We start from the raw sequence: 25,461 nt of genomic DNA, 5'->3' as shown, positions 1-25,461 counted from the left end.
ATAATGTGCACTTGCATGCCACGGCCGGTCGGGGGAAGAATTGACGTACCCGGGATCTGTTCGCCGACCCGGCGCGAACGACAGCAAGAGAACGATGAACGCTCCTTCGACCCATCTCGTCATCGCCGATGATCATCCCCTGTTCCGCGATGCACTGCGGCAGGCGGTGGCGGGCGTTCTCCCGTCGGCCCGGATCGACGAGGCCGGCACCTTCGAGGATCTGACCAAGCTTCTGGAGCAGACCTCCGAGGTCGATCTGGTCCTGCTCGACCTCTCCATGCCCGGGATCTCCGGCTTCTCCGGCCTGATCTATCTGCGTGCGCAATACCCGGCGATCCCGGTCGTAATCGTCTCGGCCTCCGACGACAGCGCCACGATCCGCCGTTCGCTCGATTTCGGTGCGTCCGGCTTCATTCCGAAGCGATTCGGGGTCGAGACCTTGCGCGACGCCATCCTCAAGGTGATGGAGGGCGACGTCTGGGTCCCCGCCGATACCGACCTGTCCGCCGCCGCCGACCCCGACATGACCCGCCTGCGCGACCGCCTGGTGACGCTGACGCCGCAGCAGGTTCGCGTCCTGATGATGCTGTCGGAGGGACTGCTCAACAAGCAGATCGCCTACGAGCTCGGTGTTTCCGAGGCCACCATCAAGGCGCATGTCTCGGCGATCCTGCAAAAGCTCGGCGTCGAGAGCCGGACGCAGGCGGTGATTGCCGCGGCGAAGATCGCCGGCAGCCAGTGGAAGCAGGGTACGCCGACGGGGTAGCGCTTGCGCGTTAACTGGTGGATGTCCGGGCCCGCGGCAGAGCGCAATCATTCGGTGCGATGAGAGCTTCGGCGGTTTTGACCCGTGTGGGCATGTCGATCGATGGATTAGCTGGACCGCCAAGCCGCCGTTTGGAATAGACCGCCAGTAGCTGACGCGGCTAAGTTGGGGTCAAACCCCGGAGGATGAAGATGCCGTACTTCACAGCCAACCAGACCCAATCCGATCGCACGTCTAAGGTGCTTGCAGATGTCTTCTGTGCGCTTTTACTGGGGACCTTTTCCATCGTCTTTTTCGGCCTGGTTGGCGGCCTTATTGCTTTAGTTCTGCTGGAAGCTTGCTTGCTCGCCCTCGATTGGGTGATGCCGAGCGACGATGATGCCGCTGGGGTTGTCCGCTAGGAGATCAAGGGCCAACGAATGAGCAAGCCCGTAAAATCTGAAAGCGAACTCGTCGCCATGGCGAGAGCCGAGTTGAAGGTCCACGCCGACTGTCCCGATGGAATGACGATTTCCATCCTCCGCGACGGGAAATCCTGGGAGTTTCGGGCCAGCGCTGATCAGGCGACCTCTGATCGGCCGGGCTATCCTGAATGCGTTGCCATGCTGGTCCAGATTGGGGATCACCTCTGCAGGCAGTACGACGTCGAGGGTTAGGCGCGCCGCCTCGACAGCCGACACCGGTCAGAAGATGCGGTCGATCACCATCGTCAGGCCAGCTGAGAAGGCCATGATGATCACCAGGGGGACTCCTGTCTCAAAGAATGGCAGCTCCATCCACCGATGTGACTGCCCGTTGCGAGGCAGGAAGACCCAGAGGAGAGCGATCGACAAGACGACCAGGAATGCGCCGATCACGAAATCCTCCTCTGGAGCAGCGATATCTCGCTGGAGGTTGTCCTCCGCCGGTCGCGTCGCCGGTAAGCCCCGAAGGTCAACCCAATTAAGCCTAGTGACGCTAACTTAGACATTGCTGCGGCAAACTGTCCATTTTCCTGTTGACCGGGAATTGGCCGACGGTAAAGGTGGCCCTGCTTCACGCGGCGGCTGAGACCTGAACGTGTCTTGCCGAAAACCGACAGCAAGAACGGGCGGAAGCATCAGGAGGGGTCAACTAGCTCCCGCGCAGACGTGGCAGGCAGCTGATGCAGCGCCATGGTCCTGCTCGCCTGGGGGATAGTACTCAGCGAGCGGGGACAAGGCATCGATGCGCCCATTGTTGGCGATGAGTACGGCTATCGACTGGCTGAACGAAAAGGTCGGCAACGTCTGCAATATTCTGGTGCTCGCGGCCTGCGTCGTGAGTGCTGTCAATGCGATGATCCGGTACGCCTTCAGCTACAGCTCGAACAGCTGGCTAGAGACGCAGTGGTATATGTTCGCCGTCATCGTGATGTTCGGCGCGTCCTACACCTTTAAGCGCAACGAGCACGTCCGCGTCGAGATCCTTTATCTCATGCTCACCGAACGCGGCCAGCTGTGGCTGGACCTGATCGGGACATTGGTCTTCCTCGTCCCTGCCTGCCTGCTCCTCAGCTACCTGTCTTGGGGGATGTTCTACAATTCGTTCGTCATCGGCGAAATGTCCAACAATGCAGGCGGCCTTCTGCGGTGGCCGATCAAGTTCGTCCTGCCGGCCGGCTTCTTCATGGTGGCTTTGCAGGGTATCTCGGAGGTCATCAAGCGCGCCGCCGCCTTGCGCGGTGAAGTCACCATCGATGCGAAATACGAGCGGCCGACCCAATGATCACGATCGAGATGATGCCGCCGCTGATGTTCGGCGGACTTGTGCTGGCGATGCTCATCGGCTTTCCGGTCGCCTTCACGCTGGCCGCCCTCGGGCTCTCGTTCGGATTTCTCGCGATCCATTTGGGATTTTTCGAGTTCAGCTTCCTTCAGGCGATCCCGGAGCGCATCTACGGCAGCGTTCTGTCCAACGAGCTGCTGCTGGCCATCCCATTCTTCACGTTCATGGGCGCGATCCTCGAACGATGTGGCCTCGCAGAGGACATGCTGGATTCGATGGGACAGCTGTTTGGCCCCGTTCGCGGCGGTCTCGGCTATTCCGTGATCATCGTCGGCTTCATCCTTGGGGCCATCACAGGCACAGTGGCGGCGCAGGTCATCGCCATGGCGCTGATCTCGATGCCGGTCATGATCCGCTACGGCTACAACGTGCGCTACATCACCGGCGTGCTCGCAGCCTCCGGCACCATAACCCAGCTGGTGCCTCCCTCGCTGGTTTTGATCGTGCTCGCGGACCAACTCGGAAAGTCGGTGGGTGACATGTATCTGGGCGCCTGGGGGCCATCGATACTCCAGATCGCGCTGTTCGCGGGCTACACCTTCGTTCTGAGCATCGTCAAACCGGGCCATGTTCCGGCGGTGCCGAAGGAAGCGAGGACGCTCAAGGGCTGGGCACTCTGGCGCAAATGCCTTCTGGGCATCATTCCGTCCGCCGTTCTGATCTTCGTGGTGCTCGGCACGATGATGCTGGGGCTCGCCACGCCGACCGAAGCGGGTGCCATGGGCGCCGTCGGCGCGATCGTCCTCGCCGTCATCCATCACAAGGATTTCAGCTCGGCCGGTCACAAGGTCTTGCTCGTGGGCGTGGCCGCGGCCGGCGTGGGCACCATCATCGGCATCTACTTCACGCCTAATCTGCCGTTCAAAATGGCGTTCGCGATTGCCTATCTGGCGGTGGCCTGGGCGTGTCTCGAGGTAATCAGGATTCCCGACCTGCGCTTGCTGGTAAAGCAGGGTTATGAGACCACCATGCGCATCACCTGCATGGTGACTTTTATCCTCATTGGATCGACCTGTTTCTCGATTGTCTTTCTCGGCTGCAACGGGGGCGTCTGGCTGGAACACATGCTGACATCGTTGCCGGGCGGTGTATGGGGCTTCTTAATCTTCATCAATCTGTTCATCTTCTTTGTCGCCTTCTTCCTCGACTTCTTCGAGATTGCCTTCATTATCGTTCCCATGATCGCGCCGACCGCCCTCAAGCTCCTCACGCCTGTCGTCGGCGCGGATGCCGCCTTGATCTGGTTTGGGATCATGCTGTGCGTGAACATGCAGACCTCCTTCCTGCATCCCCCCTTCGGCTTCGCACTGTTCTATTTGCGCGGCGTGGCGCCGAGGGAAGTCAAGAGTTCAGACATCTATTGGGGCGCGGTGCCGTGGATCGGTCTGCAGGCGATCATGGTTGCGGTCGTGATCGCATTCCCGATCACTGTCACCGGGTTGCTGGACGCCCCGATCAAGGTGGATCTGGATAAGATCAAGATCGAGATTCCGGACATCGAGTTGCCGCCACCGCTGGTCGATTTCGGGCAGCCCAAGAACTAAGGGACGTCCGCCGAAGCACTTCCGCTTTTCGTCCAACCCGGGCGGTTGACGCTCTCCGCTTTTCGCGCTGCTGCTGGAGACGACGGGACATCATGTGCGCGTTCTTCGAAACATGATTTGCAGGGACGTGACCGAGCCACCCCTAGGGGTTGGGCCGTCGTCGCGCAAAACAGCAACGGCTGGGTCAACCGATCGGCGGCCATATATTCTGCTTTACAGAAATTCGGATTCAACGTAAATGTCGCCCACCCTGATCCGGCGAAAGGGGCGGTCGTACGTCGTCACGAGCCGCGGATCGGGCTGCGGTGGACGCATTTGCGCCGTCGCGGATGTGAGACGCAGGGCGGGGTGATGGATTGAGCCGAGCCCCGTGAGCGCCTCGCAAGCCGCGTTGTACGAACGGCGCTGGTTGCGTAACGGCAAAACCGTGTGGTCCTGGCCGTCGTTGCTAGGGTCAAGCGCTTGCGGATGCGGCATCTGCGCCAACCGGCGCGGTGCCGGTGACTTTCGTGAGGGCGAGGGAGGCCAGAGGGAACTCGGCTCCCGGGAGAGCACGGCATAAGCCGTCCGACCATCGCGCAGGGAAGGCCGTGTGTTCGGCTCCACCTGTATGCTGCTGTGCGGTTCTTCCTGCGTGTGCATTTCGCGCAGCGGACCGCGGGTGCGATGTCAGCACCCGGCCTTCCCTGCGCCCTTTCTTCCAAGAGGGCGTGACGCGAAGCGCAAAACTCGGGCGAAAGGCGCCGCGAGAAGGCGAGGGCATGTCTGCAAGCCGAGGTGCTGGTTTGAGGACGATAGCGGTTCACCTAGCGCTGTCATTGCGAAAAGCGAAGCGACGAAGCAGGGCACGCCGACGGGGTGATCCGCTACAGCGTGGTCAGAAGCACGCTGACCGCTCTGATATCCGCCGTATCGGAGCCCTCGGCAAAGCCTTCGAGCGCCGATTGGAGCCATCGCTTCGCCTCGTCGCGCTGCCCGCGTCCGGCAAACAGCCCGGCGAGATCGATCGCAGCGCGCAGCTCCCAGGCCGTGGCGCCTTGCCGGCGGCCGAGATCCAGGGATTGCATGAAGTGGGCTTCTGCCTGCTCGGCGTCGGGCTCCGGCAGCGACAACAGAACTCTGCCTTTCATCCGCAGCAACTCGGGCATGTAGAGATGATCGCCGCTCTGATCGACGAGGCGGATCGCATCGTCGATCAGGCGCGCACTCTGCTCGACCTGTCCAAGCGCCAACAAGCCTTGAACCAGTGCGATGTTGAAGGTCGTGGTGAGCAGTTCGTAGCCCGCCTCGTGGAGCTTGCGTAGGCAAGCCATGATCGTATCGACGCCTTGCGCGGCGTCTCCCCGACGGATCGCCAGTTCGCCTTTCACGCCGCGGCCCACCACGAGATAGGGACCCATCGAGCGAGATTCGGCATGCGCGATGAATTGGTCGATGCTCTGCTCGGCGCCGTCGAGATCGCCGTCCCAGAGCGAGATCGAGACCGCCCAGATCAACGCGATGCACAGCGTGATCGGATGCTCCATCTGCGCGGCTTCAGTCACCGTCTGTTGCGCCAGCTGCCGCGCGTCCGCGGGCCGGCCCTGCAACCAGAGTTCGCGCGCCAGCGTGATGCCGGCCCGGTTGCGATGATCGAAGCCATGGATGGTGCTGATTCGTTCCGCGCCCGGCCCTTGCCATGCGACCTCCAGCATCTTCAGCGCGTCGCGGTGCTCGCCGGCCAGATGCAGCGAGACCCCGAGCAACGAATGGGCGAGGACGATCGAGCCGGGATCGCCGAGCGCCTGCGCGACCGCAAGGCTCTGCTGCGCATAGCCAAGCGCGGCATGGAACTGCCCCATCCGTTCGTGAAAGATATGCATGCGGCCGAGCAGCTGGAGCTGGTTCGGCGCGTCGCCGCGCGCCTCCGCGATCGCAAGGCTCCTGCTCAAGGCCACGCGCGCCGCCTCGCTGCCGCCGCGCGTGAACATCAGGGTCAGCCCGAGGGCAGCCTGGATGTGCATTTCATCGGCGCTGCCGCGCGCGGACGGGGTCATCGCAAGCAGTGCCCGTTCCGACCAGCGCCGGCATTCGATCAAGAGGGACATCGCGAGGAAGATCGGCGCTGCCGCGGCGGCGAGCGCAATGCCGGCGGTGGCGTCGCCGCCCGCGCCAAAGCACCAGTCCAGCGCGGCACGCACATTGTGGAGCGCGGAGAAGTGGATCGCCCGTTCGTCGGCGTTCGGCGTTGCCGCCCATGTGCTGCCGGCCTGCTCCAGCCATCGCCGGTAGTAGGTCGCGTGGCGGGCGGCGAGCGCGGCGTCGTTCGGCTCGATCTCGAGCAGATAGGCGCGCGTGGTATCGAGCAGACGGTAGCGCATCATGGCGCCGACCGGCCGCGGCGCGACCATCGATTTGGCGACGAGACTGTCGATGGCATCGAACAAATGGGAGCGGTCGGCACGTTCATCCGGGACGACCTCGAGGGCGGCGTCGATGGTGAAGTGACCTGCGAAGACCGCCAACCTGCGGAGGACGAGGCGCTCGATGTCGGACAGCAGCCCGTAGCTCCAGTCCAGCGTCGCCCGCAACGTCTTCTGTCGCGGGGGCGCGGTGCGCTGGCCCTGCCAGAGCAGATTGAGACGCTCATCGAGCAGCGCGGCCGTCTGCTCCAGGCCGTAAGCTTCGACCCGGCCGGCGGCGAGCTCGATCGCCAGGGCCATGCCGTCGAGGTTGCGGCAGATCCTCGCGATAGTCGCGGCGTTGGTATCGTCGAGCGCGATCTGCGCGCCGGCAGCGGTCGCCCGTTCGATGAAGAGCTGAAGCGCGGGATAGGTCTGTGCAGCCGCCGCACTCAGCCCGGCACTATCAGGCGGTACGGCGAGCGGCGCCAGTCGATAGACCTGCTCGCCCTCGACGCGCAGGGCTTCGCGGCTGGTGGCGAGGATGTGGACATCAGGCGCAGCGTGGAAGATCGCCGAAGCCAGCGGTGCCGCCGCGGCGATGACATGCTCGCAATTGTCGAGGATGAGCAGCAACCGCTTGTCCCTGACATGCGCGAGCAGCGCGGGCAGGGGATCGTCGGTCTCGGCCGGCAAGCCGAGCATCAACAGGATCGAGGTGATCACGAGATTGGGATCGCTGAGCGCGGCAAGGTCGACGAAATGCGCGGCGTCGGAGAACGTCGCGAGCAGGTCGTGGGCGATCGCCACCGCGACGGCAGTCTTGCCCACGCCGCCCGGACCGACGATCGTGACGAAGCGCGAGGTGAGAAGCTTGTCGGAGATGGTGGTGACCGCCTGGTCGCGCCCGATCATCCGTTGCAGCCGATTCGGCAGCTTGACCGGCGGCAGTTCCATCGGCGGGGACGAGCGCCGCACCGCCGGAAGCTGCGTGTCCGAGATCGGTGCCACGAAGCAATAGCCGCGCCCGGAGAGCGTCGTGATGTAGCGTGCGCCGTCCTTGCCGTCGCCGAGCGCCTTGCGGAGAGCGGCGATGTGAAAGCGCAGATTGGCCTCTTCGACGGTGATGCCGGGCCACACCAGCGCCATCAGATCCCATTTGCTGACGACCTCGTTCGGCCGCGACATCAGTGCGATCAGCGCGTCGAAGGCCTTCGAACCCAGCGGCACCGCGAGGCCGTCGCGCGTCACGAGCCTTTCATGTGGCGCCACGGTGAATGGTCCGAACGAGAGTCTTGGCCCGGTCGGCGTGGTCATCGCGAAAACTTGCTCATTTGCGAACCGGATAGCCAGAGGGCAGCCATCCCGCAAGGCCTGCGTTGCATCGGCCTCAGACCTTGTTTGCAGACCTCGCATCAGCTTCTGCGCCGGCCTCACAACTTCTCACAAGTCCAAACGGGTCTCCGGAGCGCGTCGCTGCTAGTCAGTTTGCGCGACTGCAAGGAGCTCTTCATGACGCAAACGGCAAAACTGCTCTACACGGCCCGGACCCACACGAGCGGCGGCCGGCGCGACGGCATATCGCGCAGTTCCGACGGTCGCCTCGACGTCAAGCTGTCGCCGCCGGGCGGGGCCGGCATCGGCACAAATCCCGAGCAATTGTTTGCGGCCGGCTGGTCGGCCTGCTTCGAAGGCGCCATGGAACTCGCCGCGCGCAAGCAGAAGGTGACCCTTCCCAGGAAAAGCGCGATCGACGCGGAGATCGATCTCGTGTTCGACGAGGGCGCCTACGCGCTGAGGGCGCGCCTCAATGTCAGCCTGCCGGGACTCGACCCCGAGATCGCACGCGGCATCATCGATGAAGCGCATCAAACCTGCCCCTACTCCAAGGCCGTCCGCGGCAACATCGACGTCACGGTCGCGCTGATCTGACGCACCATCATAAATCACGACGAGGTCACATCATCATGAAGCAGCTCATCGATCAGCACCGCCGCCAGTTTCTCGGCATCGCCACCGGAGCCGCCGCCGCCGGCATCGGCGTGATCGCGTTCGCTCGTGCCGAGACCGAACCGCAGCGATCCCAAGCATCGAATGCGTCCTTCGGCGCGATCAAGCAGATCGATGCCGGCGTTCTCAACGTCGGCTATGCCGAGGCGGGTCCCGCGAATGGTCCGGTGGCGATCCTGCTGCATGGCTGGCCCTACGACATTCACGCCTTCATTGACGTCGCGCCCCTCCTGGCAAAGGCCGGCTATCGCGTGATCATCCCATACTTGCGTGGCTACGGCACGACGCGCTTCCTCTCCAGCGAAACGCCGCGCAACGGCGAGCCTGTGGCCATGGCCGCGGACATCATCGCGCTGATGGACAAGCTCGAGATCAAGAAAGCCGTCGTCGCCGGCTTCGACTGGGGTGCACGCACCGCCGACATCATCGCCGCGCTGTGGCCGGACCGTTGTCGCGCGTTGGTAGCGGTCAGCGGCTATCTGATCTCGAGCCAGGCTGCCGGCAACGCGCCGTTGCCGCCGCAGGCGGAGCTGCAATGGTGGTACCAGTTCTACTTCGCGACCGAACGCGGCCGGGCCGGATACGAGAAGTACACGCACGATTTCGCCAAGCTGATCTGGAAGCTGGCCTCGCCGCAGTGGAAGTTCGACGACGCCACCTTCAACAGGAGCGCGGCGGCGCTCGACAACAGGGATCACGTCGCGATCACGATCCACAATTACCGCTGGCGGCTCGGGCTTGCCCAGGGCGAGGCGAAATACGAGCCTCTCGAAAAGAAGCTGGCCGCTGCTCCGCAGATCGAGGTGCCGACGATCACGATGGAGGGCGATGCCAACGGCGCGCCCCATCCCGATCCCAGCGCCTATGCCAAGAAGTTCTCAGGCCGATACGAGTTTCGCCTGATCACCGGCGGCGTCGGCCACAATCTGCCGCAGGAAGCGCCACAAGCCTTTGCCAAGGCCGTCATCGACGCCGATGGCGCCTAGGCATTCGTCGGCACCTCCGTCCAGCCTCATTGATCGAGCCCGATGAAACATCATGATGATAGCCGAACCCGATAAGAAGAAATCTCTCCACACCACAATGATCGTGCTGACCGTGGTCCTCCTCGTCGTGCTCCTGACCTGCATGCCCTACCTCGTCACGATCGCCTTCGCGGAAGGGCCAGCGGAACAGAGCGCGGCGGACGCCTCGCCGATCTTCGGCGTCACAATCCCGGCCGGCTATAAGCGGTGGGAGCTGATCGCGCCGGCCGAAGAGGCCGCGCCACTCGACGAGCTGCGCGCTGTTGTCGGCAATCAGACCGCAATCGACGCCTATCAGGCCGGAAAACTGCCGTTCCCAGATGGCACCATTCTGGTCAAGCGCGCGTGGAAGCGGAAACAGTCCCCCGAGTTTGCGTCCGCGACGATTCCCGGCGCCGCCACCACGGTCCAGGTGATGGTGAAGGATTCCAGGAAATACGCCGCTACCGGCGGCTGGGGCTTTGGCCGCTTCATCAACGGCAAGCCGGTGGACGAGGCGCAGCACCGCACCTGCTTCGCCTGCCACGAAGCCCGGGCCAAGAGCCGCGACTATGTCTTCACGCGGCTTGCGCCTTGAGACATACGGTGACTGGCTTGAAGACTTGGTTCATCAGCGGCAGCTCTCGCGGGCTTGGCCGTGCCATCACGGAAGCGGCACTCGCCGCGGGCGACCAGGTGGTTGCCACTGCGCGGACGCTCCAACCGCTTGAACCGTTGCGGGAACGTTTCGCTGAAAGACTGTGCCTTGCAACGCTCGACGTCACGGATGAAGCTGCCGCGCCGGCAGCCATCGCGCTTGCTGCGGAGACGTTCGGCGGACTCGACGTGGTCGTCAACAATGCCGGCTACGGCGACCTCGGATCGGTCGAGGATACTGGCCTGGACTCGTTCCGGCGGCAGATCGAGGCCAATTTGATAGGCACCATTATCGTCACCAAGGCGGCGATTCCGGTGCTGCGCCGGCAGCGCCGTGGCCACATCGTGCAAGTCTCGTCCGTAGGCGGCCGGATCGGCGCCCCAGCCCGCGCCGCCTATTCGGCCGCGAAATGGGGTATCGAGGGCTTTTCGGAATCGCTGGCGCGCGAGATGGCGCTGATCGGCGTGAACGTCACGATCGTCGAGCCCGGCGGCTTTCGCACCGGCTTTGCGCGAGCCGCACATGGGACCGGCGAAGGACGCCCGGAATACGATGCGCTCGTCGGCGCTGCCGTCAGGATGCAGCGCGATTACGACGGCCGGCAGCCCGGCGATCCAGCCAAAGCCGCGGCCGTGGTTCTGAAGCTTGCCGATATGGAGCGCCCGCCTCTGCGCATTGCGCTCGGAAGCGATGCCGTCGACGCCATCGCTGCGATCGATAAGCTCCGCCTCGAAGAGCTGGAGAGGTGGCGAGCGCTCAGCGTATCGACTGACTATTGACCCCGGGGGCCTCACTCCGCCGCCACCATCTGCTGCGTGCGCCACTGCCCGAGCAGGGCACGCAGCGAAGCCGGCTTCACCGGCTTGTTGAGCACCGCGATCTTCTCGTCACGCGCGGCGACCTGCACGGCGGGGCTGCGGTCGGCCGTGATCAGGATCGCAGGGATGGTATCGCCGAAACGGCGGCGGATCTCGCGGATGGCGGCGATGCCGTTGCCGCGATCGAGGTGATAGTCGACCAGAAGGCCGGTGACGCGGCGGCCGGCGGCTTCGATCGCAGCGATCGCGCCTTCGGGATCGGCGACCGCGATCACCTCGGCATCCCAGGCCTTGAGCAGCGTGCGCATGCCGTCGAGGATCGCCGCATCGTTCTCGATGCAGACGATCAGCGCGCCCGAGATCGGTGTGCGCGCCAGCGGCGTCGCGCTGGTCACGGCCGCGGTGTGGGTGACCGCCTTCGCTGTCGGCACGGTCACCGAGAACACCGAGCCGCCGCTTCGATTGCCGTCGATGGCGATGCCGTGCTTGAGCACGCGAGCCAGGCGTTCCACGATCGAGAGGCCGAGGCCCAGACCGCGCGCGATCCGCGCGCCCTGCTCCAGGCGATGGAATTCCTTGAAGATCTCGCCGCGCTTGACCGCGGGGATACCGACGCCGGTGTCGTAGACGCAGATCTTGAGCGAGGCGCCGCGGCGGCGGCAGCCGACCAGCACGCGGCCGCGCGGGGTATACTTGATCGCGTTCGAGATCAGGTTCTGGAGCAGGCGCCGCAGCAGGAGCCGGTCCGACTCGACCGGCAGCGAGCAGGGCACGAAGGCGAGCTCCAGGCCCTTGGCGCGCGCGATCGGCGCGAACTCGATTTCCAGCGAGCGCATCAGATCGGCCATCTTGAAGCTCGAGATCGAGGTCGCCATCGCGCCGGCGTCGAGCCTGGAGATGTCGAGCAGAGCGCCGAGGATTTCCTCGATCGCCTGCAAGGATTCGTCGATGTTCTCGACCAGCCGCGTCTCCTCGCCATTGTGCTGGCGCTCGACGAGGCTCGTGACGTAGAGCCGCGCCGCGTTCAGCGGCTGCAGGATGTCATGGCTGGCGGCGGCGAGGAAACGCGTCTTGGAGATGCTGGCGTCCTCCGCCGCGCTCTTGGCGATGGCCAGCTCGGAGTTCAGCCGCGTCAGCTCCTCGGTGCGGTCGCGCACGCGCTTTTCCAGCGTCGCATTGGCGCGCTCCAGCGCTTCGGCGGCTTCGAAGGTCGGCGTGACGTCGGTGAAGGTGATGACGAAGCCCCCGCCGGGCATGCGGTTGGTGAGCACTTCGATCACCATGTGGCGTTCCGGCAGCCGCTCGAGATAAGGCTCGCTGTCGGTGGTGTAGGCCGCAAGGCGCCGTTCCAGCAGGGCCTCGCGCTCAAGCGGATCGTTCGGATCGCCGAGGCCGATGAACTCCAGGATCTCGCGCAAGGGCGTGCCGAACTGGATCAGATGCAGTGGCACATTGAGGAGGTCCCCGAACTGCCGGTTGGAGCAGATCAGTTGCAGATCGGCGTCGAACACGGCGATGCCCTGACGCACATGGTTGAGCGCGGTCTGCAGGATCTCGCGGTTGAAATGCAGCGCGGCGTGCGAATCGTCGAGCAGCTTCAGCGCGGCCTTGGCGGAGACCGTCCGCTTGCGCAGCAGCAGCGACATCACGAGGCGGGAGGAGGCCGCGCCGATCGAGGAGGCAATCAGATGCTCGGCGTGTTGCAGCAGCTCGAAATCGGCGGGCGCACCGGGCTCCAGCCGCACGTTGCGCCGCGCCGAGAAGGCCTCGAAGGAGTGCCGTGCGCGGTCGGGCCCGAGATATTGCGCCACCGTGGTCTGGATGTCCTGCACGGTGACGGTGCTGCGCCAGCGGCGGAAGCTCGGGGAGATCGGTGCGAGCGTATTGGGCACGAACAGATCGGCTTGCAGCAGCTCGATGGAGGATGGCCGGCGCGCCAGCGACAGCAGTACATAGGTCAGGATGTTGAGCGACAGCGACCAGATCACGCCGTGCATCAGGGGCGGCAGGTCGGCGCCGAACAGTGCCTGCGGCCGCAGCGCCTCGATGCCGAACGGGCCGTGTTGCAGCAGCAGGATGCCTGACGTCGAGGAATCCATGAAGCTCGGCATGAACAGCGTGTAGAGCCACACCGCAAACCCGACCAGCATGCCGCCGATCGCCCCGCGCGCGGTCGCGCGCCGCCAGAGCAAGCCGCCGAAGAAGCTCGGGGCGAGCTGGGCGATGGCGGCAAAGGAGAGCAGGCCGATCGCCGCGAGCTGGGTGCTGCCGAGCGCGCGATAGTAGAAATAGGCCATCACCATGATGGCGAAGATCGCGAGCCGGCGCGAGCGCAGCAGGAAGTTGCTGAAATCGGCCCCGCCGGCGCGCCCCTCCGGCCGACGTTTCAGCACCAGCGGCACCACGAGGTCGTTCGAGACCATGATGGAGAGCGCGACGCATTCGACGATCACCATGGCGGTCGCCGCCGACAGCCCGCCGACGAAGACGGCGACGCTGAGCAGGTTCGCGCCGCTCTCGATCGGCAGGGCCAACACGTACATATCAGGGTCGGCCGTGCCGAACGGGAAGGTCACGAGGCCGGCGAGCGCGATCGGGATCACGAACAGGTTGATGGCGACGAGGTAGAGCGGAAACAGCCAGCGCGCGCGGCCGACCTCGGCATCCGAGGAATTCTCCACCACGCTGACGTGAAACTGGCGCGGCAGCAGCATGATCGCGCACAGCGACAGCAATGTCATGGTCAGGAAGTTGCCGATCGACGGCGAATAATTGATGGCGCGCACCGCTTCCGGCGTCCTCATCGCGCGCTCGATCAATTCATGCGGTGAGAACATCCAGAAGGTGACGAAGATGCCGGCGGCGAGGAAGGCGACCAGCTTGATGATGGACTCGGTCGCGATCGCCAGCATCAGGCCGTGCTGGTGCTCGGTCGCGTCGGTCTGTCGCGTGCCGAACAGCACAGCGAAGGCCGCCATCGTCAGCGTCACCATCAGCGCCATGTCGCCGAGGATCGGGATGTGCGAGAAGGCCTGGTCTTCGCTCAGGATTGTGCCCAGCGAAGAAGCCACCGCCTTGAGCTGGAGCGCGATATAGGGCACCGAGCCGATGATCGCGATTGCGGCGACGGTCGCCGCCACCGCCTGGCTCTTGCCGTAGCGGGCCCCGATGAAGTCGGCGATCGAGGTGATGTTGTGGGCTTTCGCCAGCTGGATCACGCGTCGGAGCACCCCGGCCCCCAACCCGATCATCAGGATCGGGCCGACATAGATCGCGAGGAAATCGGTCGAGGTGCGGGTCGCGAAGCCGACCGACCCGAAGAAGGTCCAGGACGTGCAGTAGATCGCCAGCGACAACGGATAGATCAGTCCGGAGGCGCGGCCGCGACCGGCCGGCGAGCGGCGGTCGCCGTGGCTCGCCACCAGGAACAGGAAGCCGATATAGCCGAAGGCGGCGGCAATCACGCCCCAATCGTGCAGCATGGGTCGGGGGCTCTCCCTGGGCGCCGGCGGCGCCCGAGCTCATTTTCCTTGCAAACCTAGCGCGTTGAGCGAGTGCAGGCGACAGCGAAATGCCGTGCGGCGGTAGGAACTGCCGGCGTCGTTAAGCGGTGGGGCGAGCTGTCCGCCCGCTCTTACCCTCCAGGGGAGGGTAAAGAGGCCTATTCCGCGGCCAGCGACTTCGCGCGCAGCGGCAGGCCGAGGCGGTCCCACACTTGCAGCAGCGCTTCGGCGAGCTGATCGATCAGGCCGTCGTCGTGATACGGCGAGGGCGTGATACGCAGGCGCTCGGTGCCCTTGGCGACGGTCGGATAGTTGATCGGCTGGATGTAGATCCCGTGCTGTTCGAGCAGCAGGTCGGAAGCCTGCTTGCACTTCTCGGGATCGCCGACGAACAGCGGTACGATGTGGGTGTCGCTCGACATCACCGGCAGGCCGGCGGCATTGAGGATCGCCTTGACCCGGGCGGCACGGTCCTGGTGGCGCTCGCGCTCCCAGCTCGACGTCTTCAGGTGCCTGATCGCGGCGGTCGCGGCCGAGCAGACCGCCGGCGGCAGCGCGGTGGTGAAGATGAAGCCCGGCGCATAGGAGCGCACGGCGTCGATGATCTGGCCGTTGGCGGCGATGTAGCCGCCGAGACAGCCGAACGCCTTGGCCAGCGTGCCCTCGAGAATGTCGATGCGATGCATCACGCCGTCGCGCTCGGCGATGCCGCCGCCGCGCGGGCCGTACATGCCGACGGCGTGGACTTCGTCGACATAGGTCATCGCGCCATATTTCTCGGCGAGATCGCAGATCCTGGCGAGCGGCGCGACATCGCCGTCCATGGAATAGAGACTCTCGCAGACGATCAGCTTCGGCCGATCGGGACCGGCCGCTTTCAACAGCTCTTCGAGATGCGCAACGTCGTTGTGGCGGAACACGATCCGCTCGCAGCCGGACTGGCGGATGCCCTCGATCATCGAATTGTGGTTGAGCTCGTCCGACAGGATCAGGCAGTTCGGAATGAGCTTTGCGATGGTCGGGATGCCGGTCTGGTTCGAGACATAGCCCGAGGTGAACAGCAGCGCAGCTTCCTTGCCGTGGAGATCGGCGAGCTCGGCTTCGAGCTGCACCAGCGGATGATGCGTGCCGGCGATGTTGCGGGTGCCGCCAGCGCCGGTGCCGACGCGCGTGGCAGTCTCGACCATGGCGCCGACCACCTTCGGATGCTGGCCCATGCCGAGATAGTCGTTGGAGCACCAGATGACGACGTCGCGCTTGCCCTTGGGCGAGTGCCAGACCGCATGCGGGAACCGGCCGGCCGTGCGTTCGAGGTCGGCGAACACGCGATAACGCCGCTCGGTGTGGAGACGATCGAGGGCGGAATCGAAGAATTGGGCGTAATCCATCGGCAAACCTGCAACGGAACCTGACCAAGGGGACGGGTCTACTTAGAGCTTTTCCAGCTCCAATGTCTATGCGCTATCCCACATTTGGATCTGTGGGGCATTTGGGCAAAATGCCCTATCCGGCGCGTCTCAGTTTGATCCCGATCAATCCTGCGCGACATATAATGCTGCTCTGCACCATCTGCCGGGGCGACCCAGCCTATGGTCTTCCGTCGCGGCCCGGCGCGCGCTTTCCTTGCTCAACCAAGCTCTCGAAAGGACCCTTCCATGAAGCGCGTGATGATCCTCAACGGTCCCAACCTCAACATGCTCGGCATCCGCGAGCCGCACATCTACGGCACGACGACGCTCGCGGAGGTCAACGCGAGCTGCGAGGACGCAGCCGCCAGGCTCGGCCTCAAGCTCGCCTTCCACCAGTCCAACCACGAGGGCGTGCTGGTTGATCTGATCCAGTCGGCGCGGCAGGACGCCGAGGCCATCGTCATCAATCCGGCCGGCCTCTCCTTCACCTCGGTCTCGATCATGGACGCGATCAAGACGTTCGAGGGCCCGGTGCTGGAGGTGCACATCTCCAACATCCACGCCCGTGACGAATATCACCGGCATTCCAAGATCTCGTTCGTGGCGACCGGCGTGATCTGCGGGCTCGGGCCGTTCGGCTACATCGCGGCGCTGCACGCGATCGCGAATATGAAGTGAGGCGCCAGCCGCGCCGGAGGTCTGCTCCCTCGCCCCGTTCTTACGGGGAGAGGGTTGGGGTGAGGGGCTGTTTCGGTAGTGATGGTGAGAGTTGGACTCGCGGAGACTCCCCCTCACCCGCCACGCTTCGCGTGTCGGCCTCTCCCCGCAGGCGGGGAGAGGCGAATAACTCACGTCGTCCGAAACTGCAGCACGCCGTCCTGCATCTCGGGCGTGAGGCGGCCCTCGACGATCATGTAGTTGACGTGGGCGACGAGCTCGCCGGCGGCAAAGCCCATCTGGTGCTCGTCCAGCACGTGCTTGTTGAACACCACGGGCACCAGAGCGCGCGAGGTTTGCGGCACCTCACGGCAGGCTTCCGCGATCAATCGGCAGCGCTCTTCATGGTGGTCGGCGAGCTGCTTGATGCGGGTCTTCAATCCGTAGAACGGCACGCCATGGCCAGGCAGCACCAGCACGTCATAGGGCAGCGTCGTGGTGAGGCTGGCGAGCGAGGCCAGATATTCGCCGAGCGAATTCTGGTCGGGCTCGACCGCCCAGACGCTGACATTCGGCGAGATCTTGCTCAGCACCTGGTCGGCGGAGAGGAACAGCTTGTCGTCGGCGCAATACAGCATCACCTGGTCGAGGGCGTGGCCGCCGCCGGTGATGACCTTGAAGCGGCGCGTGCCGATCACGACGTCGTCGCCATGCGAGATGCGGCGGTAGGACGGCGGCAGCACCGAGACGCGCTTCAGATAGTCCTGGCCGCGGCCGAGCAGCTTTTCGGTGAGCGACTCGTCCATGCCATGGCGGCGGAAGAACAGCCGCTGCGCCTCGCGCCGCTCCTCGGTGCCGCGGTTCTGGTGATAGACCGATTGCAGATATTCGACCTGCGACATCACCAGCGGGCAGCCGAACCGCTCGACGATCCAACCGGCGAGACCGACATGATCCGGGTGGGAGTGGGTGACGATCAGGCGCGTGATGTTGACGCCTTTCAGCGGTCCGTCGAACAGCTTCGTCCAGGCCTCGATCGTCTCCTCGTTGCCGAAGCCGGCATCGATCATCGCATAGCCGTCGCCATCGGCGAGCAGGTAGATGTTCACGTGGTTGAGGCGGAACGGCAGCTTCAGCCGCGCCCACAACACGCCGGGCCGCACCTCGACCACCTGTTCGGGGCCGGGATGCTGTTCCCAGGGGTAGCGCAGGGCCTCGGCCGAGGACTGCGGGGTGTCGGTTTTCGAGCTCATGCTATCGGCTTAAACCCAGCGCGCGCGGGGCGCCAGCCGAAAAAGGATGCTGGGCGGCGACAGCATGGCGGTCATACCGAGGCAGTTTTCCGTAGCCCGGATTGCGCTACGCTCCATCCAGGCTACAGGACAGGGCCTTACGCCGCCCGCATGTCGTTGAGGAAGGCGTCGATCTCCCCGCGCAGCATATCGGCCTCGCGGCGCAGCGCGTCCGAAGCGCCCAGCACCTCGGTGGCCGCAGCGCCGGCTTCGGCGGACGCGGTGGAGACGCCGACGATGTTGCTGGAGACCTCGCTGGTGCCGCCGGCGGCATGCTGGATGTTGCGGGCGATTTCGCGCGTCGCGGCGCCCTGCTCCTCGACCGCCGCTGCGATCGTGGTGGTGACGTCGTTGATCTCGCCGATGATCCGGCCGATGCCCTGGATGGCGCCGACCGCGGAGGTCGTGACTGACTGCATGCTGGCGATCTGGGTGCGGATCTCGTCGGTCGCCTTGGCGGTCTGGCTCGCCAGGCTCTTCACCTCGGAGGCAACCACCGCGAAGCCGCGGCCGGCCTCGCCGGCGCGTGCCGCCTCGATGGTGGCGTTGAGCGCGAGCAGATTGGTCTGCGAGGCGATGGTCTGGATCAGGTCGACGACGACGCTGATGCGGCTCGCGCTGTCGGCAAGGCTCTGCACCGTGGCGTCGGTCGCTCCCGCTTCGTCGACCGCCTTTTTGGCGATCTCGGCGGAGGTCACGACCTGGCGGCTGATCTCCTGGATCGAGGAGGACAGCTGCTCGGTGCCGGCCGAGACGGTCTGCACGTTGACCGACGTCTCCTCCGCGGCGGAGGCGACCGCGTTGACCAGCGCGTTGGACTGGTCGGCGGTGTTCGACATGCTCTGCGCGGTCGATTGCATCGAATTGGCCGATTGGGCCAGATTATCGAGCGCGGAGCGCACCGTGCTTTCGAACTGGGCGATCTTCGCCTCCATGCGCGCGGCGCGCTCGGCCTTGGCGATACGGTCCTTGTCCTGCTCGCTCGTCAGCGCGCGGGTCTCGATCATGCTCTCCCGGAACACCTGCAGCGTGTTCGCCATCACCGAGATTTCGTCGTTGTGATTCTTCGAGCGGTAGATCTCGGTTTCGAGATCCCCGTTCGCGAGCAGCTGCATCGACTGCTGCAAGGCGCCGATCCGGCGCAGGATGTTACGGCCGACATAGAGCCAGACGAACAGCGCCGAGCCGACCAGCATCAGCGCGCCCAACCCCAGCATGACCGACGTCGCGAGCGAAATCTCCTGCCGCGCCTGGAAGGTCGAGGTGTTGGTCTCTTTCTGCACGCCGTCGACGAGCTGCTGCACGCTGATGCCGAGCCCGACATTGAGCTTGCGGGTCTCGTCCAGGATGGTCTGGCCGTAGTCGATGGAGTCGAGCTCTTTCTCGCGCAGATTGAACACGCCGGTCTTGCCGGTGCCGAGCGCGAGCAGCTTTTCCGCGGTGTCGCGCAGCATCTTGTTGCCCTGATTGTCCGGCAACAGATCGAGGTTCGACCGCAGGCGCCCCTGCGCCGTCTTGAATTCCTTCTGGATGTCATCGAGCTTGTCGCTGGTGTTCGCCGACAGCGCCGCGCTCATATTGGCGGCGGCGAGATTACCGCTGGCGACGACGTTGCCGAGCTGACCGACGGTCTGCGCGGCGTCGGTCGCGTCTGCGGCTGACAGGTCGGCTGAACCGAGAATGGCATTGACGCGGGTCTGCGCGTCCAGCATCGCCGGACTCGCTGCGCCGACGAAGGCGCCCTGCGCGGCGCGAAGCGCGTCATATTGCTTGTCGTGCAGCGCCGCGATGTCGAGCCGTTCGCGGGCGGCTTTCGTCAGGCTCTGAGCCGCCTCGTTGATGCTCTTCATCGTCTCGCTGAGCCCGGAGACGACGCTCTTGTCGCCGCCGAGCTCGATGATCTCGTTGAGCTTCTGCTGCGTCTGCTCCTGTAATTCCCTGAGCTTCTTGGTACGTTCGGTCAAGGCGTCCTCGCTCTGCGCCGCAAGCAGGGCCGGTCCCTGCGCCGCGAGGCTCGCACTCAGCGCCGACAATTGCAGGCTGGCGGAAAGGCGCGGAATGTCCCGTCCGCTCAGTTCAGTCATGCGTCCGCCGAGATTCTGCAGCGCAAGGCCGGCGCCGGCCGCGATCACGAGGCCCATGCCCGCGATGACCGCAAACGCCGCGAACAGGCTGCCGCGCACGCCCCATTTGGGCATTTTAAAACGCGGACGGAAACTGCCAAGGAAGCGGCCAAGGCCCAAACGGATCGGCATCGAAAATTCCCCCAATGTTCTTCTATTTGTGGCTGCAGTATCGGCAGCACCGGTTAAGGAATCGCAATGAGCCCAATCGGTTGACGTTGTTCCGCAGAGCGAAAAAAGAGGGGCCGGCAACGAGGCCGGCCCCTTCATCTTGATAAGGTCCTGGTAACCGATCAGTAGCGCGCCATGGCCGGGCTCGCCCAGTTGAAGCGGTAGTTGACGCCCGCCTTGAAGGTATGGTCGTCGGTGGTGAAGGCGCCGGTGCCGGCGAGCGGACCGGCGGTGAAGCTGGCGTCGCCGAAATTGTAGTACTGGTACTCGGCCTTGGCCGACCAGTTCGGGGCGAACATGTATTCGAGGCCGGCGCCGACGGTGTAGCCGTTGCGGTGATCGCCGGTGATGACGAAGGCGGCCGGCACGCCGCCGACGGTGACCCTCTCGTTGTTGTCCGAATAGGCGTAGCCGCCCTTCACATAGACCAGGCCGGGACCCCAGGTGTAGCCGACGCGGCCCGTGATCGAGCCGAGGCCGCGCTGGTCGTTGGTGTAGGCGATGCCGCCCGGGAACACGGCGCCGACGCTGCCGGAGAGCCAGGAATACTGGCCTTCGACGCCGACCACGAAGTTCGGGTGGAACTGCCAGTCCGCACCGACCTGCACGCCGCCGAGGAAGCGGCCGTTGCCGTTGTTGCCGGTGGAGAGGCCATTGAAATTGTTGTCGCTGGAGAACGCGCCGCCGACATGGGCGCCGAGATAGAAGCCCGTCCAATTGTAGATCGGCGCGGCGTAGGCCGGCGCGGGCGTCTTGTAATAATTGCGGTTGCCGAGATCGGCACCGACGGCCGGCGCAGCCGCGCCCAACACGAGCAGCGCCACGGTCGCAAACAGAATCTTCTTCATCGTCTTGAACTCCAACACGTAAGGTCCCCGGCAGGCGCGTTTGCTGCGCCGCATTGGTTTTGCAGATAGCTCGCTTTTGACGAAAATGCTGTCACATCCGTGGCACAGCGACGGCCAACGTAACTTGTTGGGCCGCAAATGATTTTCGTGCTTAATGGCAACTTAAGAAGTGGTGAAGGAAGGCTTAACGGCGCACTCTGTCGGTAACTTGCGCGCGCCTTGCGTTAACCAAGACGCCGCCGTGCCTCATCGCGCATCTGCGCGCGAAAGGCGGCGCGCTTTGCCGGCCTGTCTTCCTCACGCACGTCGTGTCGATCGAAGATGTCGAACTTCTCCAGGATCGGATAGCGCTCGCTCGCCATCGCGAGCACGCGCAGTATCCTGGTCCCCTCCGGCGTCGGGCCGCTGACCTCCCAGCGCCGGATGGTGTCGGCGCCGCCTCTTTCCGGCAGTCCGCAAAGCTTGGCCATGTCGGCCGCGCTGAGCTTGCGCTCGAGGGCATCGGAGAGGTCGTTGCGAAGCTGCTTCAGTTCGGCGCCGGTCATGCTTGCGTCCAGGGAAGTCACTGAAAGCAATGCACTAGCGCTGATTCGGGTCCATCCGAAGACGGTGTGAGTCCGCCGCGCTCCGGCACCTTCGTCCGCACACGGAGTTATGAAGGGAGAACCCATGGAAATTTGCCGATGCATGAACACTTGGCATATCGGGGCGCGCAACGGGTGAAGGGATCAGCCATGAAAACCATCAGACTCGCCATTTCCGCGCTGATCACGACGGGACTGCTTGCCGCACCATTCGCAGCTGAGGCGAAAAAGGTCCGGTCCAGCCGGCAATACAGCACTGGTGTGGTGGCTCCGACCTATGGCGGAGCCGGAGCGCCGGCCGCGCAACCGAGGGCGGCCTACGGATCGTCGGGACAGACGGTTGGCACTGTCACCGCGCCGTCGATCGGATCATACAATTGGCCCTCGGTCGGCGTGACCAACTCGGCTCCCACCTGGAGCAACACCACGAGATAGAGGGCTCCGGCAAGGTGGAGGCCACTGGCGGATCAACGCATGCCGCTCGCCGATCCCGAGAGCAGATAAAGCGCGATGAGCAATGTCGCGACCGACAGCATCGTCGTGATCGAGACCGTGGCCGCAACCAGCTTCTCCTCGACCTTGTGTTCATGTGCGAGGACGTAGACGGTTTTCGCCGTCGGCACGGCCGCGCAGATGACCGCCGCAACCGTGTAGAGAGGGGTGAGGCCGATCACGACGCAAAGCCCGTAGACGATGAGCGGCATGACCACCAGTTTCACCGCGGCGAGCGCAAACGACGCTTTCAGGTTGGACCGCAAGCCCTCGATGGACAGGCCGAGCCCGATGGCGAACAGCGCGCACGGCGTGAGCGCGGCAGCGATCATGTTGAGATAGGCCGCGACCGGTGCTGCAATCGGCAGTCCCGTCACCGCCCAGGTGAGGCCGATGAACGTCGACAGCACCATGGGATTGAGCAGGATCTGCTTTGCCAGTCCCATAGAGCGCACGGAGGCCCCGCGTGCATCGCGCTTTTCCAGCAGGATCACCGTGATCGGAAACATCACCGCGGCCACGAACACCGTCGCGACGGCCGCGGGCAGGACGGCGGGTTGGCCGTAGATCGCATGCAGGATCGGCAGCGCAACGAACCCGGTGTTGGTCATCGCCGCCGCCATCCCGTGAATGGTGCTGCTGGCGAGGTCGTGTTTGCCGCCTGCGCGGACCGGCACGAACACGAGCGCGAAGCAGATCAGCGAGCCGCCGCCGAAGGCGAGCAGAAAACGCCATTCCAGGAGATTGCGCGCCGGCTCCTGGGCGATCGTGACAATCAACAGCGCCGGCATCGCCACGTTGTAGGCGAAATGCACCAGGGCATCGGCCAGCGCCCGCGAGAGATAGCCGAGCTCGCCGGCGAGCCAGCCGGTGACGATGATCGCGAATACGGGAAGAACGAGGCTGGCGACCTCCATCCGGCTTCCCCCTCATTTTCGAACAGGGAGGGTAGACCGGCAATGGACTGGCGTCACTCCGTGATTTGTGGGTCGCCTTGATTTGTCGGAGGAGAATCCGCCTCGCTAGATTCCCCGGCGCCCCTGGTCTCCGATCACGCAGCGCCAAGCCGCCAGGCGCTCGGCCGGATGCTGGTTCATCCATTCGGCAAGCTGCGGCGCGCCCATCAGGCAGGCCTGCACCGAGATTTGCGCAAAGTCCGACGTGGTGACGATCTGCTCGTGACAATTGGAGGGAGAGGCGAGGCTGCAAAGCACGGCGATGATCTTGATCACGATACGTTACCTCCGTCGCGGCCGATGAACGGGCGACGGATCGCCGGCCTTCCCTGGCCCTCGTCCGTCGGATCGACCGGCGCGAAGATGCTGTCGTAGATCGCCCGCGCTTCCTGGATGAGGCGCGTTCGCTCGGGCTCGGACTTCGAGACAAATCGAATAACTTCGCCCATGTTGGCTCCGAATAACAGTGTGAGTCCGTCATGAGATGACGTCGATCATTCAAACGTCATCTATGGTCATGCCCTTAAGCTTTGAAGCGGCCGGTCCAGTCACGACCGGATAAAAAGCGCGTGACCAGGCTGCGCAGTTCCCAGCATCCCGGTGCGTCTTGCTTGCTGGGTTGTTGAGCTGCCCATCACATCACGTTCGTTGTACGACGCCAGCCGCGACGAGCGACTATGGCGTCAAGTCACCCCTTGCCGACATGAGCAAGGATGATCTCACGAAAGCAAATGCCGCTGAATCGAATATGTTTCGCCTCGCTCGGCGTGCAAGTTTTTGGAACCATCACGGAAATCAATGAACGAGGACGAGCCGCCTCAGGCCGCCGGCGCGTGCTCCTTCCGTCCGGGCACGGCTGCGAGCAATTCGCGCGTATAGGCGTGCTCGGGCGCGGCGAAGAGTTGCGCCGTCGGCTTCAGCTCGACGATGGCGCCGCGCTGCATCACCGCGATACGGTCGCAGATCTGGGCCGCGACGCGCAGATCGTGGGTGATGAACAGCATCGACAGGCCAAGGCGCGCCTTGAGATCTTCCAGCAGCTTCAACACCTGCGCCTGCACCGAGACGTCGAGCGCGGAGACGGCCTCGTCCGCGACGATGATCTCCGGCTCGAGCGCAAGCGCGCGGGCGATGCCGATGCGCTGGCGCTGGCCGCCCGAGAATTCATGCGGATAGCGCTCGAGCGCGCCGGCGTCCAGGCCCACCATCTTGAGGAGATCGCGGGCGCGGTCGAACGCCACCTTCGGATCGGTCCCGGCTGCGATCGGCCCGTCGGCGATGATGTGGCCGATTTTGCGGCGCGGATTGAGCGAGGCGAACGGATCCTGGAAGATCATCTGGATGCGATGGCGCTCGCCGCGCAGCGCCTTGCCGGAAAGCGAGGTCAGGTCGGTCTCGCCGATCCGCACCGTGCCGCGGTCGGCTTCGATCAGTCGCATCACCAGGCGCGCTACCGACGACTTGCCCGAGCCGGATTCACCGACGAGGCCGAGCGTCTCGCCCTTGAGGATGTTGAAGTTGACCGCGCGCGCCGCATCGACGCGGCGGGCCTGGCGGAACCAGCCGCCCGACGTGACGTAGGTCTTGTCCAGCCCGATCACCTCGACGGCCTTGGCCCGATCGTCCAATGGCTCTCGCGGCGGCGGATCCATCGAGGGCACGGCGGCAAGCAATGCCTTGGTGTAGTCGTGCTGCGGCTCGTTGAAGATGGCCGCGGCCGGACCTTCCTCCACGACCTTGCCGTGGCGGAGCACCACGACCTGGTCGGCGATGTCGGCGACCACGCCGAAATCATGGGTGATGAACATCACCGCCATGTTGCGGCTCCGCTGGAGGTTGCGGATCAGCTTCAGGATCTGGGCCTGCGTGGTGACGTCGAGCGCGGTGGTCGGCTCGTCCGCGACCAGCACCGCGGGCTCGAGCGCGAGCGCCATCGCGATCATGGCGCGCTGGCGTTGGCCGCCGGAGAGCTGGTGCGGATAGGCGCGCACGATACGCTCAGGGTCGGGCAGGCCGACTTCGCTTGCCAGCGCCAGCGCCTTGGCCCGCCGCTCCTTCGGCGTGAGCAGGCCGTGCGCCTCGAACATCTCCGCCATCTGGTCGCCGATCCGCATCAACGGATTGAGCGCGGTCATCGGCTCCTGGAAGATCATCGCCAGCCGACGGCCGCGCAGATCGCGCCAGCCGTCGTCAGCGAGCTTGAGCAGGTCCCGGCCCTCGAACTGGATTTCACCGGAGGTGACCGAGACCGTATCCGGCAAAAGGCCCATCAGCGCATGGGCGCACATCGACTTGCCGGAGCCGGACTCGCCGACGACGCAGACGATCCTGCCGGGCTGCAGATCGAGCGAGATACCGTCGACCGCGAAGGGGCGCTCGGCGCCCTTGGGCAGCGCGATCCGCAAGTTCCTGATGGAGACGGCGGGCGGGGCGGTCATC

The 25,461-nt window shown here is 64.7% G+C and carries 23 protein-coding genes; 11 read left to right on the top strand and 12 right to left on the bottom strand.

What is annotated here, in order from left to right; all coding sequences use genetic code 11:
* Nucleotides 1–94: 94 nt before the first annotated feature.
* The 3 genes from I6F37_RS27470 to I6F37_RS27460 all read left to right on the top strand — a co-directional run bounded on the left by I6F37_RS27470 (nt 95) and on the right by I6F37_RS27460 (nt 1,422).
* Nucleotides 95–766 carry a response regulator transcription factor gene (locus I6F37_RS27470; protein ID WP_225113010.1) on the top strand — a complete coding sequence of 224 codons (672 nt, stop codon included), beginning with the start codon at nt 95–97 and terminating at the stop codon, nt 764–766.
* 191 nt (nt 767–957) lie between these two features.
* A complete protein-coding gene (locus tag I6F37_RS27465) occupies nt 958–1,167 on the top strand; it encodes a hypothetical protein (RefSeq protein WP_036020622.1) in 210 nt (69 codons plus the stop codon).
* 18 nt (nt 1,168–1,185) lie between these two features.
* Nucleotides 1,186–1,422, top strand: coding sequence for a hypothetical protein (locus tag I6F37_RS27460; RefSeq protein ID WP_025033504.1), 237 nt, complete (start codon nt 1,186–1,188; stop codon nt 1,420–1,422).
* A 27-nt stretch (nt 1,423–1,449) separates the two neighbouring features.
* Here I6F37_RS27460 and I6F37_RS27455 read toward each other — a convergent pair whose 3' ends face one another.
* Entirely contained in the window at nt 1,450–1,623 is a 174-nt protein-coding gene (locus tag I6F37_RS27455) for a hypothetical protein (RefSeq protein ID WP_157785976.1), read from the bottom strand.
* Between the two features lie 349 nt (nt 1,624–1,972).
* On the opposite strand from I6F37_RS27455, the gene I6F37_RS27450 reads away from it, so the two are divergent.
* Both I6F37_RS27450 and I6F37_RS27445 read left to right on the top strand, forming a co-directional pair.
* Nucleotides 1,973–2,512, top strand: a complete 540-nt coding sequence (locus tag I6F37_RS27450; RefSeq protein WP_036020596.1) for a TRAP transporter small permease subunit — start codon at nt 1,973–1,975, stop codon at nt 2,510–2,512.
* Nucleotides 2,509–4,116 carry a TRAP transporter large permease subunit gene (locus I6F37_RS27445; protein ID WP_036020598.1) on the top strand — a complete coding sequence of 536 codons (1,608 nt, stop codon included), beginning with the start codon at nt 2,509–2,511 and terminating at the stop codon, nt 4,114–4,116. The genes I6F37_RS27450 and I6F37_RS27445 overlap by 4 nt, the downstream gene beginning before the upstream one ends.
* Nucleotides 4,117–4,982: 866 nt before the next feature.
* Here the strand turns inward: I6F37_RS27445 and I6F37_RS27440 are convergent.
* The gene (locus tag I6F37_RS27440; RefSeq protein WP_225153213.1) at nt 4,983–7,814 is read right to left on the bottom strand and encodes a winged helix-turn-helix domain-containing protein; all 2,832 of its coding nucleotides are present in this window, start codon (nt 7,812–7,814) and stop codon (nt 4,983–4,985) included.
* 195 nt (nt 7,815–8,009) lie between these two features.
* Here I6F37_RS27440 and I6F37_RS27435 point away from each other — a divergent pair, with 195 nt between their 5' ends.
* From I6F37_RS27435 to I6F37_RS27420, 4 genes are read left to right on the top strand one after another with little or no spacing between them, the layout of a single operon-like run.
* The gene (locus tag I6F37_RS27435) at nt 8,010–8,429 is read left to right on the top strand and encodes an organic hydroperoxide resistance protein (protein ID WP_225153211.1); all 420 of its coding nucleotides are present in this window, start codon (nt 8,010–8,012) and stop codon (nt 8,427–8,429) included.
* 35 nt (nt 8,430–8,464) lie between these two features.
* Entirely contained in the window at nt 8,465–9,493 is a 1,029-nt protein-coding gene (locus I6F37_RS27430; RefSeq protein WP_225153209.1) for an alpha/beta fold hydrolase, read from the top strand.
* Between the two features lie 52 nt (nt 9,494–9,545).
* Nucleotides 9,546–10,109, top strand: a complete 564-nt coding sequence (locus I6F37_RS27425) for a cytochrome P460 family protein (RefSeq protein ID WP_085968659.1) — start codon at nt 9,546–9,548, stop codon at nt 10,107–10,109.
* Nucleotides 10,110–10,126: 17 nt separating this feature from the next.
* Nucleotides 10,127–10,948, top strand: a complete 822-nt coding sequence (locus tag I6F37_RS27420) for an SDR family NAD(P)-dependent oxidoreductase (RefSeq protein ID WP_035996659.1) — start codon at nt 10,127–10,129, stop codon at nt 10,946–10,948.
* Nucleotides 10,949–10,959: 11 nt separating this feature from the next.
* Here I6F37_RS27420 and I6F37_RS27415 read toward each other — a convergent pair whose 3' ends face one another.
* Nucleotides 10,960–14,469, bottom strand: coding sequence for a hybrid sensor histidine kinase/response regulator (locus tag I6F37_RS27415; RefSeq protein WP_225142881.1), 3,510 nt, complete (start codon nt 14,467–14,469; stop codon nt 10,960–10,962).
* Nucleotides 14,470–14,648: 179 nt separating this feature from the next.
* Complete coding sequence (hemA, locus tag I6F37_RS27410; RefSeq protein WP_035996665.1) at nt 14,649–15,878, bottom strand: 5-aminolevulinate synthase; 1,230 nt, start codon at nt 15,876–15,878, stop codon at nt 14,649–14,651.
* Nucleotides 15,879–16,145: 267 nt separating this feature from the next.
* Here hemA and aroQ point away from each other — a divergent pair, with 267 nt between their 5' ends.
* The gene (gene aroQ / locus I6F37_RS27405; protein ID WP_035996668.1) at nt 16,146–16,577 is read left to right on the top strand and encodes a type II 3-dehydroquinate dehydratase; all 432 of its coding nucleotides are present in this window, start codon (nt 16,146–16,148) and stop codon (nt 16,575–16,577) included.
* Nucleotides 16,578–16,747: 170 nt separating this feature from the next.
* Here aroQ and I6F37_RS27400 read toward each other — a convergent pair whose 3' ends face one another.
* From I6F37_RS27400 to I6F37_RS27385, 4 genes are all read right to left on the bottom strand, one after another.
* The gene (locus I6F37_RS27400) at nt 16,748–17,809 is read right to left on the bottom strand and encodes an MBL fold metallo-hydrolase (RefSeq protein WP_035996672.1); all 1,062 of its coding nucleotides are present in this window, start codon (nt 17,807–17,809) and stop codon (nt 16,748–16,750) included.
* A gap of 137 nt (nt 17,810–17,946) precedes the next feature.
* Nucleotides 17,947–20,103 carry a methyl-accepting chemotaxis protein gene (locus I6F37_RS27395; protein WP_225113015.1) on the bottom strand — a complete coding sequence of 719 codons (2,157 nt, stop codon included), beginning with the start codon at nt 20,101–20,103 and terminating at the stop codon, nt 17,947–17,949.
* A 161-nt stretch (nt 20,104–20,264) separates the two neighbouring features.
* Nucleotides 20,265–20,990 carry an outer membrane protein gene (locus tag I6F37_RS27390; protein WP_035996788.1) on the bottom strand — a complete coding sequence of 242 codons (726 nt, stop codon included), beginning with the start codon at nt 20,988–20,990 and terminating at the stop codon, nt 20,265–20,267.
* A 224-nt stretch (nt 20,991–21,214) separates the two neighbouring features.
* Nucleotides 21,215–21,535, bottom strand: a complete 321-nt coding sequence (locus tag I6F37_RS27385) for a hypothetical protein (protein ID WP_035996689.1) — start codon at nt 21,533–21,535, stop codon at nt 21,215–21,217.
* A 189-nt stretch (nt 21,536–21,724) separates the two neighbouring features.
* Here I6F37_RS27385 and I6F37_RS27380 point away from each other — a divergent pair, with 189 nt between their 5' ends.
* The gene (locus I6F37_RS27380) at nt 21,725–22,009 is read left to right on the top strand and encodes a hypothetical protein (protein WP_035996692.1); all 285 of its coding nucleotides are present in this window, start codon (nt 21,725–21,727) and stop codon (nt 22,007–22,009) included.
* A 32-nt stretch (nt 22,010–22,041) separates the two neighbouring features.
* Here the strand turns inward: I6F37_RS27380 and I6F37_RS27375 are convergent, their stop codons facing one another.
* From I6F37_RS27375 to I6F37_RS27360, 4 genes are all read right to left on the bottom strand, one after another.
* A complete protein-coding gene (locus I6F37_RS27375; RefSeq protein ID WP_035996694.1) occupies nt 22,042–22,983 on the bottom strand; it encodes an AEC family transporter in 942 nt (313 codons plus the stop codon).
* A gap of 105 nt (nt 22,984–23,088) precedes the next feature.
* Nucleotides 23,089–23,298 carry a hypothetical protein gene (locus I6F37_RS27370; RefSeq protein ID WP_035996696.1) on the bottom strand — a complete coding sequence of 70 codons (210 nt, stop codon included), beginning with the start codon at nt 23,296–23,298 and terminating at the stop codon, nt 23,089–23,091.
* Nucleotides 23,295–23,471 (bottom strand): hypothetical protein, encoded by a 177-nt coding sequence (locus I6F37_RS27365; RefSeq protein WP_225153208.1) that lies wholly within the window; start codon nt 23,469–23,471, stop codon nt 23,295–23,297. Before I6F37_RS27365 ends, I6F37_RS27370 begins: the two co-directional genes overlap by 4 nt.
* Nucleotides 23,472–23,840: 369 nt before the next feature.
* On the bottom strand, nt 23,841–25,460 hold the full coding sequence (locus I6F37_RS27360; RefSeq protein ID WP_035996698.1) for an ABC transporter ATP-binding protein: 1,620 nt from the start codon (nt 25,458–25,460) through the stop codon (nt 23,841–23,843).
* Between the last annotated feature and the right edge of the window lies 1 nt (nt 25,461).

It is taken from the genome of Bradyrhizobium sp. NBAIM08 (genome assembly GCF_020193935.1).
Classification (GTDB): domain Bacteria; phylum Pseudomonadota; class Alphaproteobacteria; order Rhizobiales; family Xanthobacteraceae; genus Bradyrhizobium; species Bradyrhizobium yuanmingense.
This window is presented reverse-complemented; position numbering and strand designations above follow the sequence as displayed.